Raw genomic sequence first — 16,341 nt, forward strand, 5'->3', positions numbered from 1 at the left:
AAGCTCCTGACCTCACGTTCCGTCATTCCACCCCCATCATCCCCCGAGGCCTTGTCTGGTCTTCACATCGACCCCCGGTCTCAGCTGGCCAATACCGCTCTTCCCCGGGCCGCATGAGTCAGCTGATGGCACCGAGAACGAGACACGATTCCTGGACCGCTCGCGGACGCGGTCGTGGACGGTCGAAGTACGCGTCAGCTGACCCGAAGACCGACCGCCAGCGTCAGTTCAAGGACCCGGTGTGGCGATGCGAGATCCGGAAACAGCTCCCGCAGCTGCGACATCCGGTACCGGACTGTCTGGGGATGGACGAACAACGCCGCCGCCACCTCGTCCCGTCTGCCCTGGTGCAGCAGCCACGCCCGCAACGTCTCCTCCAGCCGCCGTGCGGTCGCGACAGGCAAGGTCCGCAACGGTGCGAGAGCTCGGGCACGCAGGTCTGCGAACGCGTCCACGTCGGCGCTCAGCACCAGCTCGGGCAGGTGGTCCTCGGTGTCGCGAACATCAGAGGAGAGGGAGCGCGCGCGTACGGCTCGTGCGTACGAGGCGGACGCACGAGTCCAAGGCCGGGCCGGGCCGACCACGGCGGTGCGGTCGGTCAGCTGCCGCAAGAGATGTGATCGGTCGGCATCGGGGACGAGCAGCACACCGGTGGCGTCCGGCAGATCGTCGAGGACGAGGGTGCTCGGGTCGAGCGCGCGGTAGGCGGGCCGGGCCTGGGCGGCGGGCAGCAGGACCGCGGTCAGCGAAACCGGAGGCTGCCACCCGGCCCGTTGAACAGAGGCCAGCAGCACGTCCGGGCTCGCGCCGGCGAGGAGGTCGCGGGCCAGGTGTTCCAGGTGGCGCTCCTGGGCCCTGCCCCGGGCGGCCAGTTCGTCGGCGTGCCCCGCGGCGCTCGCGGCGGAGAGCTCGTCGATGTAGGCGAAGGTCAGCTCGGCGAACTTGGCGACCTCGGCGGCGGGCAGACCTGCGGGTACGGCACCCGCTGCCAGGCATCGCCAGGCCACGCGGGCGCCGACGCGGTAGGCGCTGAGCAGGGCGTCCATCGAACGGCCGTCGCGCACCTCGCCGCGGCCCAGCTCGTAGGCCGCGTCACCGCCGTCGCCGCCCGTGGCGTTCCCGCTCGCGAGGTCCAGGTAGTGCCCCAGGGCGGTGCGCACAGCTCGGCGGATGGTGCCGCCCATGCGGCCCGAAAGGGCGTTGGCGTAGGGAGGGACCTCGTCGATGATCGCCTGGACGACCTCGTCGGCGGTCGTCCTCAGCGCGGCCCGAAGTACGGTGACCGTCGTCTCATCCAGGGCCAGTTCGCTGGCCCTCCGGATTACATGGCTCACGTTTTTGTTTCCTGCGAACAATTCCACCTACCAGATTCACGTCTTGCGGTCAGGACTTTACGCCCTGAGACGCAGCAAGCTGGAGCCATGACGAGTACAGCCCTCCGCAGCAGGGCGTGGAAACTGCTGGAGATGGTCACGACGCCACTGCTGCCGTCGGACTACCTCGACCTGGTCAGCCCGCTGCGTGCGGGCGCTGACCTGCGTGGGCGGATCGAGGCCGTGCACCCCGAGACGGGTGACGCCGCGACCATCGTGATCAGGCCGGGACGGGGCTGGCGCGGCCACACAGCGGGTCAGTACGTGCGGATCGGAGTCGACGTCGACGGGGTGCGTCTGTGGCGTGCCTACTCGCTCACCTCGCCGACAAACCGCCAGGACGGCCGCGTCACGATCACCGTGAAGGCGATCCCCGACGGCAAGGTCAGCAACCATCTGGTCCGCAGGGCGAAACCGGGCACGCTGATCCAGCTCGACCAGGCGACCGGTGACTTCGTGCTGCCGCAGGCCAAGCCCGCCAAGGTGCTCTACCTGACGGCCGGTAGCGGCATCACGCCCGTGATGGGCATGCTGCGCGACACCGAATTCGACGACGTCGTCATGGTCCACTGCGCGCCCCAGCCGCACGACGTGATCTTCCGCAACGAACTGCACGACCTGGTCGCGGACAAGAAGCTGCAGCTCACCGAGGTGCACACCGACACAGACGGCATGCTCGACATCGCCCGTCTCGACGAACTCGTGCCCGACTGGGCCGAGCGCGAGACCTGGGCTTGCGGGCCCGCGGGCCTGCTCGACGCCGCCGAAAAGCACTGGACCGAGCACGGAGTACAAGAGCGCCTGCACACCGAACGCTTCCGCCCCAGCATCGTCGTCGCCGGCGACGGCGGCGATGTCACGTTCAGCGCCACCGGCAAGACCGTCGACGCGGACGGCGCCACGCCGTTGCTGGACATCGGCGAGGAGGCCGGCGTGCTCATGCCCTCCGGGTGCCGCATGGGCATCTGCTTCGGCTGCATCACGCCGCTCAAGGCGGGCGCCGTCCGCGACCTGCGCACCGGCGAGATCACCGAGGCCGAGCCGGGCGTCCTCATCCAGACCTGCGTGTCCGCCGCGGCGGGCCCCTGCGACATCGAACGGTAGGAGCACCTTGACCGCCATCGACCCCACCGCCCACCTGACCGCGGAGCAGATCGAGGAGCTCGGCCGCGAGCTGGACGCGATCCGCGACGAGGTGATCGCCAGCCGTGGCGAGAAAGACGCCGCCTACATCCGCAAGGTCATCTCGGCGCAGCGCAAGCTCGAGCTGGTCAGCAGGGGCGTGCTGCTGTTCTCGATCTTCCCGCCCGCGTGGCTGCTCGGCACCGCCGGTCTGTCCGTGGCGAAGATCATGGACAACATGGAGATCGGCCACAACATCCTGCACGGTCAGTGGGACTGGATGCGGGACCCGAAGATCCACTCCACCACCTGGGAGTGGGATCACGTCTCGCCGTCCGATCAGTGGAAGCACTCGCACAACGAGCTGCACCACACGTACACCAACGTGATCGGCAAGGACAACGACCTCGGCTACGGCATCATGCGCGTCGACGAGGACCAGAGGTGGCACCCGTTCCACCTCGGCCAGCCGCTGTGGAACTTCATCAACGCCTGCTTCTTCGAGTACGGCATCGCAGCGTACGACCTGGAGCTCGGCAAGAACCTGCACAAGCGCCGCCGCAAGAACCCGGAGTTCCGCGCGCGGGCCAAGGCCGTGGGCCGCAAGATCCGTAAGCAGGTGCTCAAGGACTACGTGATCCACCCGCTGCTGTCGGGCCCGTCGTTCCTCCCCACGCTCGCCGCCACGTTCACCGCGAACCTGGTCCGCAATATCTGGACCCACTCGGTGATCATGTGCGGGCACTTCCCCGAGGGCGTGCAGGTCTTCGAGCGCCGGTCGATCAAGGGCGAGACGCGCGGCCAGTGGTACCTGCGCCAGATGATGGGCTCGGCGAACATCAGCGGCAGCAAGGCCATGCACTTCATGACCGGCAACCTGTCGCACCAGATCGAGCACCACCTGTTCCCGGACCTGCCGAGCAACCGGTACGCCGAGGTCGCGGTGAAGGTGCGCGCGCTGTTCGAGAAGTACGAGCTGGAGTACGTCACCGGGCCGCTGCCCAAGCAGGTGTTCTCCGCCTGGCGCAAGGTCTTCCGGCTCTCGCTGCCGAACAAGAAGCCCAAGGTAAAGACGCCGGACCGCGAGCAGGAGCTCGTCGCGGCCTGATTCCCGGTATTGGTTCAGATCTTTCGGCCGTACCGGCGGCACCGCCGGGTTCGGTGAGATCCGTTGCGGACGGTGGGCGGCCGCGACATCAGACCGTACGACACGGGATCCGGGCAGCCCGGTGTCCGGCTGCGCTGCCTGGACGTGCGCCAGGAGTTCAGCAGACAGCCCCTGGCGAGGTGTTGTAGTGCGCTGACCTGCCGTGGCCGGGCCGGTAGTCGGGTGCGTACGCGCACTCGGTTTGCCGACGGGCGGGCTGGGTGGAAGGCATGGGCTGTGACGTGGACACTGCCGGAACCGATGCTCGCCGCCCCTGTGTCCGACCCTGCGCTGCTGCCGGGGTGGGCGGGTGAGCCGAAGTAAGACAGGTGTCAGGCCCTGGTTGCGGCAGTCCTTCCGGCAGCATTCAACGCGTCACAGGGAGGGAGGCCACGGTGTTGCCCTGGCCCAGAGCTTCGCGCAGGGTGGCGTTCTCCGCTTCGAGTTCGGCGTTCCGCAGGCTCAGCGTCTGGACGTGGTTGGCGTAGGCGGCGATGGTGGCGCGTGCCTCCCGCTGCTCGGCCGCGTGTGGGGAGCCCAGCGTGCGGTCCGCCTTCTTGAGGCGGGCGATGTCCGCCGTCAGGGTGTCGGTCTGCGGTCGGGGCGTTCCGGGGTTTACCCGTCCACGACGTAAGCGTCCTGGTGCGTACTCGCCGCCGACACATCAAGGCGTTCGCATGTGCCCGGCGCTTGCCTTGATGCGAACGGAAGCCTACGCAGCGTTGAAGTCCGGCCTTTGGGGCTGATCGGGCGAGGCTCAGCAGGCGACAGCCCATGTCCGGTCGATCCCGCAGCCCACCATGGGTAGCCGTCCTGGCAGGTTCTTGGTCTGCTGGTGGTACTCGGCCCGCATTTGGTTGACCAGCGAAAACAGCAATCGTCGATGCCAGTGGCGAGTTGCCGGCCCGCGCATGGTCCGGATCTTGAGGTGGACGGCCAGGTGCTGTACGTCCTCGCTCTCCGTGGGCAGGAACGGCCGGACCGCGGATGGGGCGTTGGCTGGGCGGATGGTCCGGTTGTGTCCAGCGTGGCTGTGGCCGACACCGTAGTGATCAACCTGTGTGGCTCGGACCTTTGCTCCCGAGCGTGGGCCGTGGCAGGGCTCGATCCCGACGTTCGGCCCGGGGGTTTCCTGTCCGTACTCGGGGCGAACGGATCGGCACGGCCAGTTTTGTGGAGGCGCCTGGCCGGGCCGTCGGCGGTAGTCCGTCGGCACCGCTTACAGCTCTCGGCCGCCCAGCCCCGCAGGGCCGGCCGCACGTATGTCACGCGGACTCGCGCCGAGTTCACGGCGGCAGGCCTTGTTGAAGGCCTGGAGATCGGCGATGCCGACGGCCGCGGCGATGGCGGTGATGGAAAGGGTGGAGGACAGCAGGAGGTGGCGGGCGCGTTGAAGGCGTCGGTGCCGGATGTATGACACGACCGTGAGGCCGGTTTCGGCACGGAACACTCGCGTCAGGTGTGTGTGGGAGATTCCGACGACGCGTGCGACGTCCGGTACGGACAGCGGGCCTGCCAGGTGTTCCTCGACGTAGGCCTGTGCGGCGGCGACGAACGGGTGGCGGCGCCCGGCTCCCTCGCTCCTCGGCAACCCGGCGATGCGCCACAGAGCGGTCCAGACCTCGGCCGTGGCTCGCGGGGGAGAGGTCGGCATGGCCGTCACGGCGCGGCGGAGCAGATCGGCCAGGCGTGTGCTCTCGGCCGCGGCGTCCTGCATCACCGGCACCACGCGTGCGGTTCCGCCGTCGTGCAGCCGCAGATGGACGTAGAGATGCTCCGACCTGCCCCGGTAGTGAAAGTGCACCTCCGTGTTCGGCGGCACCAGGCTGACGTGGCCGGGGCGTATGGGGTGGACCGACTCTCCGAGGGTCAGAGCACCCTCGTAGTGGTAGAGATGCAGCTGCCACAGGTCGGGCAGCCGGAAGACGTCATGGGCGGAGAAGACGCCGTGCACCCCGATGCCGGCATTGACCACGGTGGGCGCCTCGTCGAGTCGTACTGTTGCGTGTTTCACGAAGATGGAAAATTACCAGCACTGGACGATTTCAGCCCACGACCGATCCGGATCGGGCACCTACGTTCGTCGCATGTCAACCAGCAAGCAACTCCTGACATCGGTTCAGGTGGCGCGGTTCGTGGCACAGGGATTCCTGCGCCTGGACGGGGTGGTGCCGCGGGAGATCAACGAACGGGCCATCGCGACCTTGGCCGAGGGTCTGCCGGACGTGGCCTACGGCACTCCGCTGGGTGGGGCGTTCGCGTCGGACACCTTCGTCCACGAGCTGCTCGATCTTCCGGTCGTCGCAGGCGCTGTCGAGAGCCTGGTCGGTCCCGGGCCGACCGTCGACCACCATGCGGTTCATGTGCGCGAGCCGCACGAGGGACAGGCGCAGCCGCTCCACGGAGACGCCATCATCGATGTCCGGCCGGATGCGTTCGACATCCAGCTCATGTACTACCCGCACGAGGTGACCGCCGAGATGGGCGGCACCCTCAGTGTGCCAGGAAGCCATCTGCGCAGGATCAACGAGACGGACGTCGGCCGCGTCCAGAACCTCAGGGGGCAGACCCGTCTGACCTGCCCGGCAGGCACGGTCGTTCTCGTGCACCACGGCATCTGGCACGGTGGCCGCCGCAACGACACCGCGGGTCGTCGCTACATGTACAAGCTCCGCCTCAACCCGACCGTGCCGCAGGTGCGCCTGTGGGACGTGTCCGACCTGCACGACCCTGCGGTGACCGCGGAGCTGAACACGTACTTCCCCTGGTACGAGCAGGCCACGGCCCGACTGGAGATCTACAACCGGGTCCTGATGTGGCGGGCCCTGACCGGTGACGACTCGTTCGATGTCGACTACTGGGTCACGCGCGTCAGCAACCGGCCGACCCTGAGGAGTCACGCATGAGGCAGCAGGTTCTGGTCCTCTACCTCGCCACGTCGGCGCTGGACTCCGACGTCGTGGGCTGGTCCCGGTACGACGGGACCGGCAGGACCCGCCCGACGACCGGTGACAGCGACGAGCCGCCCTATCCCACAGGGCTTGCCGCGCTGCTCGACGGGTGGCGCCTGTTCCAGGCATCCCAACTGCTGCCGCCGCAGGCCGGTCACGAGTACGACGTCTCCTTCCTCAAACACGAGTTCTTCTTCGAGAAGACGGAGGACGACTCTTGATGACATCCACCTTTCCGTGGCGGAGAGGCGGGAGGCGAACGGCCGTCCTCGCCGCGGTGACCGCCCTGATGGCAACACTTCTGAGCGCCTTGGGTACCGCCGGGACGGCGCAGGCGGCCACGGTGGATACGAGCGCGTCTTATGTGCTGGTCAACCGGGGCAGTGGCAAGGCCCTGGATGTGGCGGGTGTGAGCACGGCTGACGGGGGCCTGACGCAGTGGACCCGTACCGACCATGCCAACCAGAGGTTTCAGTTCGTGGACTCGGGTGGTGGCCACTACCGGTTGAAGGCGCAGCACTCGGGCAAGGTGCTGGACGTCCTGAACCACTCCACGGTCGACCACGCGGACATCGTGCAGTGGGGTGACGCCTATGGCACCAACCAGCAACTCCGGCAGCGTGGACATCAAGCCGATCCTCCAGTGGCTCGCCTACACCAAGGGCTGGATGCCCGGCAACGAGACCATCGGTGAGGTGCAGTTCGGCTACGAGATCACCTCGTCGTCCGGCGGCCTCAACTTCAACACCAACAACCTGACCGTCAACGGCGGCTGACCAAGCATCAGGGCCGAGGTCGGTCCGCGTCCTTCCGTGGGCGCGGTCGACCTCGGCCCGCAGCGCGTTGTCCTCCGCGAAGGCGCCTGCGACGCAGACATGTCCCTGGCAAGCCTGCTGTCGGAAGCTGTGCCCCATGCACTGAGTGGGTTCTGCTGCCGGGTGCGAGAATGCCGGCAGTAGCAGGCGAGGGGATGGGGAAAGGCAGCGACCGTGCCGGACAACCGAGCGAGAACACCTTCGATGGAGGACCACGGCGAGCGCGGTGGGGGACCCGCATCGGTGACGATCGCCTATATCGCCGAGTCCGCGGGCGTCTCCGTTCCCACCGTGTCGAAGGTGCTCAACGGCCGCTCGGGAGTGTCGGACGAGACCCGGGCCCGCGTCGAGGAACTGATCCATCAGTACGGATACCGCAAGCCTCCGAAGAACCGCAGCAATCTCGTGGAGCTCGTGTTCCGCGAGCTGGAGAGCATGTGGGCCGTGGAGATCATCCGCGGTGTCGAGCGCGTGGCCCGCAGGAACCGGATCGGTGTGCTGGTGTCGGAGTTCGGGCTGCCCGACACGGCGGGCATGACCATCGACGACACGGTCGGCCGGCGTCCCCAGTGCGTGCTGTCGGTGGCGCAACTCTCCGAGGCGGAGCGGGAACAGCTGAAGGCGAAGGGCATCCCGTTCGTCGTCTTCGACCCGATCGACGAGTTGCCGGACGACGTTCCGTTCGTGGGTGCCACGAACTGGAGGGGCGGGCAGGCGGCGACCAGGCATCTGGTCGGCCTGGGGCACCGGCGCATCGCCATGGTCAGCGGGCCTGATCACCCCTTCTGCCTCGCCCGGTTGTCCGGCTACTCGTCCGCTCTCGCGGAAGCCGGACTGCCGGTGGAGCCCGACCTGGTCGTGAAGACCCAGCTCACGCGTGAGCACGGGTACGCCGCCGCGCGGGAGTTGCTGTCCCGACCCGATCGCCCCACCGCTGTGTTCACCGCCAACGACATGCAGGCGCTCGGTGTCTACCAGGCCGCGCGCGAGCTGGGCCTGCGCATCCCGCACGATCTCAGCGTGGTGGGCTTCGACGACGTACCGGCCGTGGCCTGGATGGATCCGCCTTTGACCACGGTCCACCAGCCGCTGGCCGAGATGGCGACGGCGGCCACCGAGCTGGCTCTGGCGCTCGGGCGGGGTGAGCAGGTGGCGCAGGTGGGGCTGGAGATCGCCACCACTCTGGCCGTCCGGGAGAGCACGGCTCCGCCGAAGGAGGAGTGAGGCAGTGCGGCAGGGACGCCGCTGCCCCGGCTGCCCGTGAGGTGGGCAACCAGGGCGAGGGGCCTGTCGGTCAGGATTCCTTGACAGCCGTACCGGTGACTGAATCTCCGGACTTCGTGACCTTGTACTTCACCTTGGCGCCGCTGTGGAAGTGGAAGGTCAGCGTCGCGGGTTCGCCGTCACGCAGGGACTCGAGGGTCTCGGTGGTCAGGATGATCGTGCCGTTCGGGTAGTCCGGCCGGAAGGCCTTGTTGAATTCCTGGTACGGAGTCCAGCTGGTCGGGCCGGCGTTGGTGCCGTCGGCGTACGTGGCCTCCATGGTCGCCAGGTCGTCTCCCTGGTACTTCGTGGGAATGGTGAACTTCTCGGCCGTGCCCGTGGCGTCCGACAGCACCGGAGTGTCGTAGGTGACCACGCCGATCTGCCAGGGCAGCCCCTGGGAGAACCGGGCCTGGAGCGTCGCGTTGACCCCGTAGTCGCGATCGCCGGCCAGCCGGGTCAGGGCCGGTGCCGTGAGGGTGAGCCGATTCTCGAAGACGGTGTAGTCCCGGCCCTCGGCCAGCTTGGTGTCGCCGTGCCACAGCCCCCGGAACTTGGTGCCGTTCCGGTTCAGGGTGAGCGACTGGGCCGTGATCCGGCTCGACTTCGCCACGAAGACCTTGTCGAAGGAGGCGGTTCCCGAGCGGGTGGTCCAGCTCGACTTGATCCAGGCGAAGAGGGCGGGGTCACGCCACTTCAGGGTCTCCCGGTTCAGGTAGGCGAAGCCGGGATCCCACAGGGCGGTGGTGACACCGGCGACGCGTGCCAGGTATCCGACGTGCTCGTAGTACTTCAGCGCCTCGCCCCGCTCGATGCGGGAGGGGTGGTTGTCGTCGGGGTAGGCGAGCAGGCCGTACTCACCGAGGTAGACGGGGATGCCCCTGGCGACGAAGGTGTTGTGCATGCGGGCGAAGGCGTCGTCGGCGTCGTTGCGGGCGTTGTCGTCGTACCGGGTGCCGCCCGCGATGTTCACGCTGAACGGGTAGTAGCTGTAGTAGTGCACGGTGGCGACCAGGTTCTTGTCGCGCAGCGCGCTGATCGTGGTGTACAGGTCGTCCATGAGGTCCTGGGAGGGGGTGCCGACCTGTGTGGTCAGGACGAGCAGGCGGTCCTTGTTCCCGCCGCCCGAAGCGCGGACGACCTTCTGGAACGAGGTGTTCAGCTCGTTCATGTACTGGGTCTTCTGTGCGGCTGTGGCGTCGCCGAAGGTCGGTTCGTTGACGCCTTCGAAGAGCAGGGTGCGCGGCTCGTTCCGGAACGCTGCGGAGATCTGGGTCCACAGTGCGTCGTAGCGAGCGCGTACGTTGTCGTGGTCCGTGGAGATCTTCTCGATCCACTGCCATGAGTCGTGGTGGACGTTGAGCACGACGTAGAGGTTCTCGGCCTGTGCCCAGTCCACCACCTGCTGGACCCGGCTCATGTACGCGGCGTCGACGGTGTAGGGCGCGGTGGCCGACTGGTGTGCGCTCCAGGTCACCGGGATGCGGACGCTGCGGAAGCCCTGCGCCCGGACGGTTTCGAACAGCTCTCTGGTGGCCTTGGGGTTGCCCCAGGACGTCTCGTCCGGAATCGCGTCCAGGGTGTTGCCCAGGTTCCAGCTGGGCTGCATCGCGTCGACGGCGTCCATGGCGCGGGCCGGAACCCTGACCGTGGAGCCTGTCTGCTGTGCCGCACCGCCCGGCGTGGCGATCGCGGTGCCGCCGGACAGCCCCAGGACGACGAGCAGCGCCATCAGCAGGCCGGTCAGGCGTCCTGGGCCGTGGCTGCTTTGGCGGGCGGGTTGCCGTATGCCCTTCATGTTCTTTCCTTTCGTTCGGTCGTAGGGGGTTGGGCTTCAGCCGTCGAGGGGCTCGTAGTCGAACCAGTCGAAGTGGACGGTGCCTGCCGTGGCGTACATGCCGATGACCCGGCCGGTGAAGCCGCCGGCCACCTCCGTCGACAGGTAGCGACCGTCGAGGGTCGCGAGCTCGGTCAACGTTCCGTCCGGGGCTTCGATCCCCAGCGAGGCGACGTCGGGTCCGGTGCAGGGCCCGTGCGGTGACGGCGGGTCGGTGACGGCGACGGCAAGGGTCACCGGCCCGGCGGGCACGGACTGGGCGGCCACGACCGTGCGCAGGGAGCCGACGCGCGCGATCACCCGCACCTCCGCGCCGCACGCCTCGATCGCGTAGTGGTGCCGCTCGTCCAGCCGTACGGCGAGGCCGCCGCGCCCCTGCCCCGCGTCGACCAGGGCGCGCGCCCGGCAGGAGAAGTGCTGCTGACGTCGGCCCGTGAACACCACGTCGGGCTCGTCCAGGGAGGCGCCCCGCGCGCGGAGCGTCAGCCAACCGGGGCGCTCCTTGGTGGTGCAGAGCTCGGCGGGGCGGTCCCGCACGGAGATCCAGGTCGACCCGAGTTCGCTGAGCTCGAAGTCGTCGCGCCCTTCCTCGACGGGGCCGGGGGTGAGCGGCCAGGGGAGCGCGGACAGGTCCGAGGTGACCTCGCCGACGACCGGCCAGTCGTCCTCCCAGGTCACGGGCGCGAGGAAGGTCTCCCGGCCGAGCACGTGCCAGCCGGGGGTGCCGCCGCGCGGACGTACGCCGAGGAAGACCATCCACCATGAGCCGTCGGGGCCTTGGACCAGGTCCGCGTGGCCGGTGTTCTGGACCTGGTGGTCGGTGCCGCGGTGGGTGAGGATCGGGTTGGCCGGGTGCGGTTCGAACGGACCGGTCGGCGTACGGCCGCGGGCGATCGACACACCGTGGCCGCGCTCCGTGCCGCCCTCGGCGATGAGCAGGTACCAGTAATCGCCGATCCGGTACAGGTGCGGCGCCTCCGGAGCCTTCGCGCCGGGGCCGCCGGACCAGAGCCGGTGCGGTGTGCCGTACGTCTGCCCGGTGGACGGGTCGATACGGACCTGCGACACCCCGGCGACCGTGCACCAGCAGGTGTCGTCCTCGTCCCAGGCCAGGTCGGGATCGATACCGGGTACGCCCGGTGCCCAGATGGGGTCCGACCACGGCCCGGCGGGGTCGGTGGCCGTGACGATCAGATTGCCGCCGCCCTCGCTGCAGTTGGTGACGATCAGCCAGAAGCGCCCGTCGTGATGGCGCAGGGTGGGGGCGTAGATCCCGCCGGAGGACGCCATGGAGGCCGGCAGCCGCAACTGCTCCGGCCGGTCCAGGACGTTGCCGATCTGCCGCCAGTGCACCAGGTCACGGCTGTGGAAGAGGGGTATGCCGGGGAAGTACTCGAAGCTGGAGCAGGCGAGGTAGTAGTCGTCGCCGACACGGCAGATGCTCGGGTCGGGGTGGAACCCGGGGAGCACGGGGTTGGTGGCGTGGGCGGGCGGGGTCTGAGCGGGCACCCTCGGTCGTCCTTTCGTCGGGTGGGTGGCGGGGTCGGCGCTCAGGGAGCGTCCGGTTCCGTGCGGGTGATGCGGAGCAGCGCCGCGGAGGGCGTGGTGGGCAGGGTCACGGTGAGGTCGGCGGTGTCCGGGTTCCAGACGGCAACTGCCTGACCTGCGGCGGGGTACAGCACCTCGGAACGGGCCACGCAGCCCGCCCGTTCAGCCAGCCGGAGGGTGATGGTTGCCTCGCCGCCCGCGCGGCGCCAGACGGTGAGGTAGGTGGCGGCGGGGGTGTGCAGGGCGAGCGCGATCCAGGGGTCGTCCCAGCCCGGGAGGCCCAGTGGCCAGGAGGGCACGGCTTGGGGCAGGTCGGCGCGGATGGCCTTGTACGTGGCGACCGCTTCGTGGACCAGGGCGCGGGCCTCGGGCCCCAACTCCAGCAGGCGCCCGGAGAGATGGACGCGGCCGAGGAGGGCGCTCGCCATGGTGAAGGCGACCTCGTCGAGTGAGTCCTCCGGCTGCGGATAGGCCCACACGGCACCCTGCTCGGGGGTGACGGCGGTGGGCGCGGAGGCCGCGATGGGCGCGTAGTGGTGGAGGTTCTGCTGGTCGCTGGTGGACTGCAGTTGCAGCCGCGACAGCAGGGCGTGGTCCAGGCGCATGCCGCCCGAGGCGCAGTTCTCCACCACCAGGTGTGGATGGCGGTCCAGGATGCCGTCGAGCCAGTCCAGGTGGGCGCGGTTGTGGCCGAGCAGTCCGGCGCCCGCGCTCTCGCCGGGGTGGGCGCTCGTGCCGGAGCCGGGGTCGATGTTGTGGTCGAGCTTGAGGTACCCGACGCCCCATGCGCCGACCAGGCGGTCCACGACCTGGTCGAGATGGGCGCGGGCGGCCGGGTGGCGCAGGTCCAGGTGGTACCGGCCGGACTCCGTGACGCGGACGCCGTCGCGGCGGAAGTACGCCTCGTCGGGCAGGGAGTCGGCCACCGGGCTGTGGACGCCGATCACTTCCGGCTCCAGCCACAGGCCGGGCACCATGCCGCGCTCCCGGATGCGGTCCAGCACCTCGTGGATGCCCTTTTCGCCGGGGAAGCGTGAGGCGGCCGGCTCCCAGGCGCCGACGGTGGTCCACCAGCCGTCACCGCCGTCGTCGTACCAGCCCGCGTCGATGACGAAGTACTCGGCGCCGGCCTCGGCCGCCGCGTCGATCAGCGGCAGCAGCTTCTCGGTGGTGGGGTCTCCCATCAGGCAGTTCATGTAGTCGTTGAAGATGACGGGCAGACCTTGGTGGTCGGAATGCGGACGCCGATGGGCGCGTCGGTACCGGGTCAGGGTGGCGAACGCGGCGTCGGGGCCGCCGTCGGCACTGAAGGACAGGGCCACGGGTACGGTGCGGAAGACGGCACCCGGTTCCAGCGGCTGCCGCCAGCCGTGGTGGGAGTCGGTGGGCCCGAACAGCGCCAGGTAGGCCGTCCTCTCGCGCTCGGCGCACTCCCAGCGCCAGCCCCCGCCGTTGTGCTCGACCTGCCACACCCAGGTGCGGCCGGTGCGCCGGTCCGTCAGGCCCCCCATGGGCAGGTGCCCGCAGCTGGACCAGGTGCCCTGTCCGGTCAGGGCGAAGCCGGAACGGCCGTTCGCGTGCTGCACGCGTCCACCGTGGTCCGGCGAGGTCAGCCGCAACGGGCGGCGCTGCCAGCGGCATTCGGCGAGCCAGTCGTTCTCCGCCCACAGCAGGTCGGCGGCGTCCAGGTCCGCCGGGTCCGGCGTGGTGAGGCACCCCGTCGCGAACGAGCTGACCGACTCCAGGTGGAGCGTGTCCTGCCCTTCGTTGCGAAGCGTCACCTCGCTGCGGAGCACGGGTAAGCCGTCCGGCGACCGGTAGGTCACCTCCGCGACCAGACCGGTGTCCGGGTCGTGGAGTTGGACGGTCAGGATGTGCCAGCCACCCTCGCGGGCCGCACTGTGGGTCCGGTGGCGCAGCCGCTCGCCGAGACCCGTCTGGACCAGACGGCTCCCGGACCAGCTGCGCCCGTGACCCGTGGCCGTCACCTCCACCAGAGGCAGGGACCCACGGGTGCCGTTGCCTGCCTCGCCCGGCCGTCCGAGGTGCGTCAGGCGGGCACTGCCGTCGTCGCCGAGGGTGAACTCGACGTGCAGGGCGTCGTGACCCCAGCGAAAGCTCCGCTGTTCCGTTTCCATGGTGGCCCTCTCCGGGTCAGTGGCCGCGCAGGACCGCGCAGGCGCCGGGCGGCAGTTCGTGGGCCGCCCCGCCGGTGAGCAGGTCGTGGGCGGGATCCGGCAGGGGCACGGTGTCGTCGGTGTGGTTGATCAGGACGTGCCAGCGGCGGCCGTCGGCCGCGTGCCGGGTGACGGCTTCGACACCGGCCGGCAGGTCCGGCAGCTCCGGCTCGACGCCGGCTTCCTTCAGGAGCCGTCCGACCAGGGCGCCGTAGTCGGCGTCGTCCAGGCGGGTGGACAGATACCAGCCCTGTCCGGTGCCGAAGCGGTGCCGGGTGAGTGCCGGGCTGTCCGCGAGCATGGCGTGGGTGTAGGCGGCGAGCGCTTCGGCGCCTTCGGTGCGCAGGGACTCGCTCCAGACGGTGCCGTGCGAGCCGTCCGACAGGGTGATCCGCTCGTCCGTCCGCAGTGGCCGGTGCTCCTCGACGCAGATGCCCAGCGCCTCGCGCAGCGGTGCGGCCGGGTAGCCGCCGAGCCGGGCGTGCATGCGGTCGTCGACGTAGCCGGTGGCGTGCTGGACGAGGAGTGTCCCGCCGCCCTCGACGTAACGGCGCAGGTTCTCCGCGCCCTTGTCGGACAGCAGGAACAGGGCGGGGGCGATGACCAGCCGGTAGCGGCTCAACTCGTGCTCGGGGTGGGCGAAGTCGACCGTGACGCCCGCGTCCCACAGCGCGCGGTGCGCCCCGGCGAGCGGCCCGTGGTAGTCGAGCCGGGAGGAGGGGAGGCCGTCCGCCTGCAGTGCCCACATGGCGTCCGGGTCGTCGAGCACGGCCACTTGCGCGGTGACCGTCGATCCGGCCAGCTCCCCGAGCGCGGCGACCGCCTCCCCGGTCCGCGTGGCCTCGCGGAAGATACGGCTGTCGGGGCCCGCGTGCGGGAGCATCGCCGAGTGCCAGGTCTCGGCGCCCGCCCGGGACTGCCGCCACTGGAAGAACAGGGCGCCCTCCGAGCCGCGCGCGATGTGGCCGAGGCTGTGGCGCAGTACGTCGCCCGGTTCCTTGCCGATCACCTGATCGCCGTCGTAGACCGTGCTGGTGCCCTGCTCCATCAGCAGCCACGGGCGGCCGCCGGCCAGGGAGCGGGAGCGGTCGGCGTAGTAGGCCACGTGTGCGGCGCCGTCGAGGCCGTTCGCGTCCGGGTACTGGTCGGAGCTGACCACGTCGAGTTCGCGGGCGAACGCCCACAGGTTCAGCCGCAGGTCGTAGGGCAGCATCAGGTTCGTCGTCACCGGACGGTCGCTGTGCTCGCGGATCGCGTCGCGCTGTTCGCAGTAGGCGGCGATGATCTCGTCGGCCCAGAAGCGGTGGAAGTCCACCGTCTGGCCGGGGTTCTTGTGGTACTGCGTCGCGCGGGGCGGCAGCACCTGTTCCCAGGAGGTGTAGCGCTGGCTCCAGAAGGCCGTTCCCCAGGCCTCGTTGAGGGCGTCCAGCGAGCCGTGCCGGGCGCGCAGCCACACGCGGAACGCGGCCGCCGTGTGGTCGCACCAGCAGAGCGTGCCGTACTCGTTGTGCACGTGCCACAGCGCGAGGGCGGGGTGATCGCCGTACCGTTCGGCCAGCGCGGAGGCGATCCGGCGGGCCGCGCTGCGATAGGCGGGCGAGGCGAGGCAGTAGGTGTCGCGACTGCCGTGCACGAGACGGGTGCCGTCGGCCCTGACCGCCAGCGCCTCGGGGTGGGCGAGGGTGAACCAGGGCGGTGGGGAGGCAGTCGGGGTGGCGAGGTCGACGGCCACGCCGTTCGCGTGGAGGCGTTCGATGTGGGCGTCCAGCCGGCTGAAGTCGTAGCGCCCCTCCTCCGGTTCGAGCAGGGCCCAGGAGAAGACTCCGAGGGTGGCCAGGTTGACCCTGGCCCGGCGCATGAGTTCGTCGTCCTCCTTCCAGACCGGCTCGTCCCACTGCTCGGGGTTGTAGTCGCCGCCGAAGGCGAGACCGCCCAGGCGGTCGGTGATGCGGCGTGCCGTCATGACGGTGACCCTCTCCCACGAAGTGTCGAAGCGCTTCACTTGCGAGGGAAGTTAACGGACATGTTTCGAGCGAAACAAGAGCCCGTGCGGGAGGAAAGTTTCTCTCCGCTGGTCCATTGACAGCCAGTGAGCGAAAATGACAGCG

At 69.5% G+C, this 16,341-nt stretch carries 12 protein-coding genes and 1 pseudogene; 7 read left to right on the forward strand and 6 right to left on the reverse strand.

Annotated features, from left to right (window positions below; all coding sequences use genetic code 11):
• Window positions 1-194: 194 nt before the first annotated feature.
• Window positions 195-1,334, reverse strand: a complete 1,140-nt coding sequence (locus tag BLU79_RS45435; protein WP_093911935.1) for a PucR family transcriptional regulator — start codon at window positions 1,332-1,334, stop codon at window positions 195-197.
• A gap of 87 nt (window positions 1,335-1,421) precedes the next feature.
• On the opposite strand from BLU79_RS45435, the gene BLU79_RS45440 reads away from it, so the two are divergent.
• Both BLU79_RS45440 and BLU79_RS45445 read left to right on the forward strand, forming a co-directional pair.
• A complete protein-coding gene (locus tag BLU79_RS45440) occupies window positions 1,422-2,477 on the forward strand; it encodes a ferredoxin reductase (RefSeq protein ID WP_093911936.1) in 1,056 nt (351 codons plus the stop codon).
• Between the two features lie 7 nt (window positions 2,478-2,484).
• Complete coding sequence (locus BLU79_RS45445; RefSeq protein ID WP_093911937.1) at window positions 2,485-3,603, forward strand: fatty acid desaturase family protein; 1,119 nt, start codon at window positions 2,485-2,487, stop codon at window positions 3,601-3,603.
• Between the two features lie 1,258 nt (window positions 3,604-4,861).
• Here BLU79_RS45445 and BLU79_RS45450 read toward each other — a convergent pair.
• A complete protein-coding gene (locus BLU79_RS45450; RefSeq protein ID WP_093911938.1) occupies window positions 4,862-5,656 on the reverse strand; it encodes an AraC family transcriptional regulator in 795 nt (264 codons plus the stop codon).
• 73 nt (window positions 5,657-5,729) lie between these two features.
• On the opposite strand from BLU79_RS45450, the gene BLU79_RS45455 reads away from it, so the two are divergent.
• The 5 genes and pseudogenes from BLU79_RS45455 (at window position 5,730) to BLU79_RS45470 (ending at window position 8,632) form a co-directional block, all read left to right on the forward strand.
• Window positions 5,730-6,548 (forward strand): phytanoyl-CoA dioxygenase family protein, encoded by an 819-nt coding sequence (locus tag BLU79_RS45455; RefSeq protein ID WP_177001454.1) that lies wholly within the window; start codon window positions 5,730-5,732, stop codon window positions 6,546-6,548.
• A complete protein-coding gene (locus BLU79_RS45460; protein WP_093911940.1) occupies window positions 6,545-6,814 on the forward strand; it encodes a hypothetical protein in 270 nt (89 codons plus the stop codon). The genes BLU79_RS45455 and BLU79_RS45460 overlap by 4 nt, the downstream gene beginning before the upstream one ends.
• Window positions 6,815-6,882: 68 nt before the next feature.
• A pseudogene (locus BLU79_RS45465) lies at window positions 6,883-7,164 on the forward strand (RICIN domain-containing protein); the annotation flags it as partial.
• Window positions 7,165-7,186: 22 nt separating this feature from the next.
• The gene (locus BLU79_RS49630; RefSeq protein WP_256333743.1) at window positions 7,187-7,369 is read left to right on the forward strand and encodes a glycoside hydrolase family 12 protein; all 183 of its coding nucleotides are present in this window, start codon (window positions 7,187-7,189) and stop codon (window positions 7,367-7,369) included.
• Between the two features lie 243 nt (window positions 7,370-7,612).
• On the forward strand, window positions 7,613-8,632 hold the full coding sequence (locus BLU79_RS45470; RefSeq protein ID WP_093911942.1) for a LacI family DNA-binding transcriptional regulator: 1,020 nt from the start codon (window positions 7,613-7,615) through the stop codon (window positions 8,630-8,632).
• A gap of 70 nt (window positions 8,633-8,702) precedes the next feature.
• Here the strand turns inward: BLU79_RS45470 and BLU79_RS45475 are convergent, their stop codons facing one another.
• The 4 genes from BLU79_RS45475 to BLU79_RS45490 are packed head-to-tail and all read right to left on the reverse strand — an operon-like array spanning window position 8,703 to window position 16,196.
• Window positions 8,703-10,469, reverse strand: coding sequence for a cellulase family glycosylhydrolase (locus BLU79_RS45475; protein ID WP_093911943.1), 1,767 nt, complete (start codon window positions 10,467-10,469; stop codon window positions 8,703-8,705).
• A gap of 36 nt (window positions 10,470-10,505) precedes the next feature.
• Entirely contained in the window at window positions 10,506-12,017 is a 1,512-nt protein-coding gene (locus BLU79_RS45480; protein WP_093911944.1) for a glycoside hydrolase family 43 protein, read from the reverse strand.
• 41 nt (window positions 12,018-12,058) lie between these two features.
• Window positions 12,059-14,194 carry an alpha-galactosidase gene (locus tag BLU79_RS45485; RefSeq protein WP_093911945.1) on the reverse strand — a complete coding sequence of 712 codons (2,136 nt, stop codon included), beginning with the start codon at window positions 14,192-14,194 and terminating at the stop codon, window positions 12,059-12,061.
• Between the two features lie 16 nt (window positions 14,195-14,210).
• Window positions 14,211-16,196 (reverse strand): beta-galactosidase, encoded by a 1,986-nt coding sequence (locus BLU79_RS45490; protein WP_093911960.1) that lies wholly within the window; start codon window positions 16,194-16,196, stop codon window positions 14,211-14,213.
• Window positions 16,197-16,341: the final 145 nt, after the last annotated feature.

It is taken from the genome of Streptomyces sp. cf386 (assembly GCF_900103585.1).
Taxonomy (GTDB): Bacteria; Actinomycetota; Actinomycetes; order Streptomycetales; family Streptomycetaceae; genus Streptomyces.

What these genes read in the sequence shown, in the direction of transcription:
- BLU79_RS45440 (WP_093911936.1), top strand. Translation starts at nt 1,422, where the DNA reads ATGACGAGTACAGCCCTCCGCAGCAGGGCGTGGAAACTGCTGGAGATG.
- BLU79_RS45455 (WP_177001454.1), top strand. Translation starts at nt 5,730, where the DNA reads ATGTCAACCAGCAAGCAACTCCTGACATCGGTTCAGGTGGCGCGGTTC.
- BLU79_RS45460 (WP_093911940.1), top strand. Translation starts at nt 6,545, where the DNA reads ATGAGGCAGCAGGTTCTGGTCCTCTACCTCGCCACGTCGGCGCTGGAC.
- BLU79_RS49630 (WP_256333743.1), top strand. Translation starts at nt 7,187, where the DNA reads ATGGCACCAACCAGCAACTCCGGCAGCGTGGACATCAAGCCGATCCTC.
- BLU79_RS45470 (WP_093911942.1), top strand. Translation starts at nt 7,613, where the DNA reads ATGGAGGACCACGGCGAGCGCGGTGGGGGACCCGCATCGGTGACGATC.
- BLU79_RS45475 (WP_093911943.1), bottom strand. Translation starts at nt 10,469, where the DNA reads ATGAAGGGCATACGGCAACCCGCCCGCCAAAGCAGCCACGGCCCAGGA.
- BLU79_RS45485 (WP_093911945.1), bottom strand. Translation starts at nt 14,194, where the DNA reads ATGGAAACGGAACAGCGGAGCTTTCGCTGGGGTCACGACGCCCTGCAC.
- BLU79_RS45490 (WP_093911960.1), bottom strand. Translation starts at nt 16,196, where the DNA reads ATGACGGCACGCCGCATCACCGACCGCCTGGGCGGTCTCGCCTTCGGC.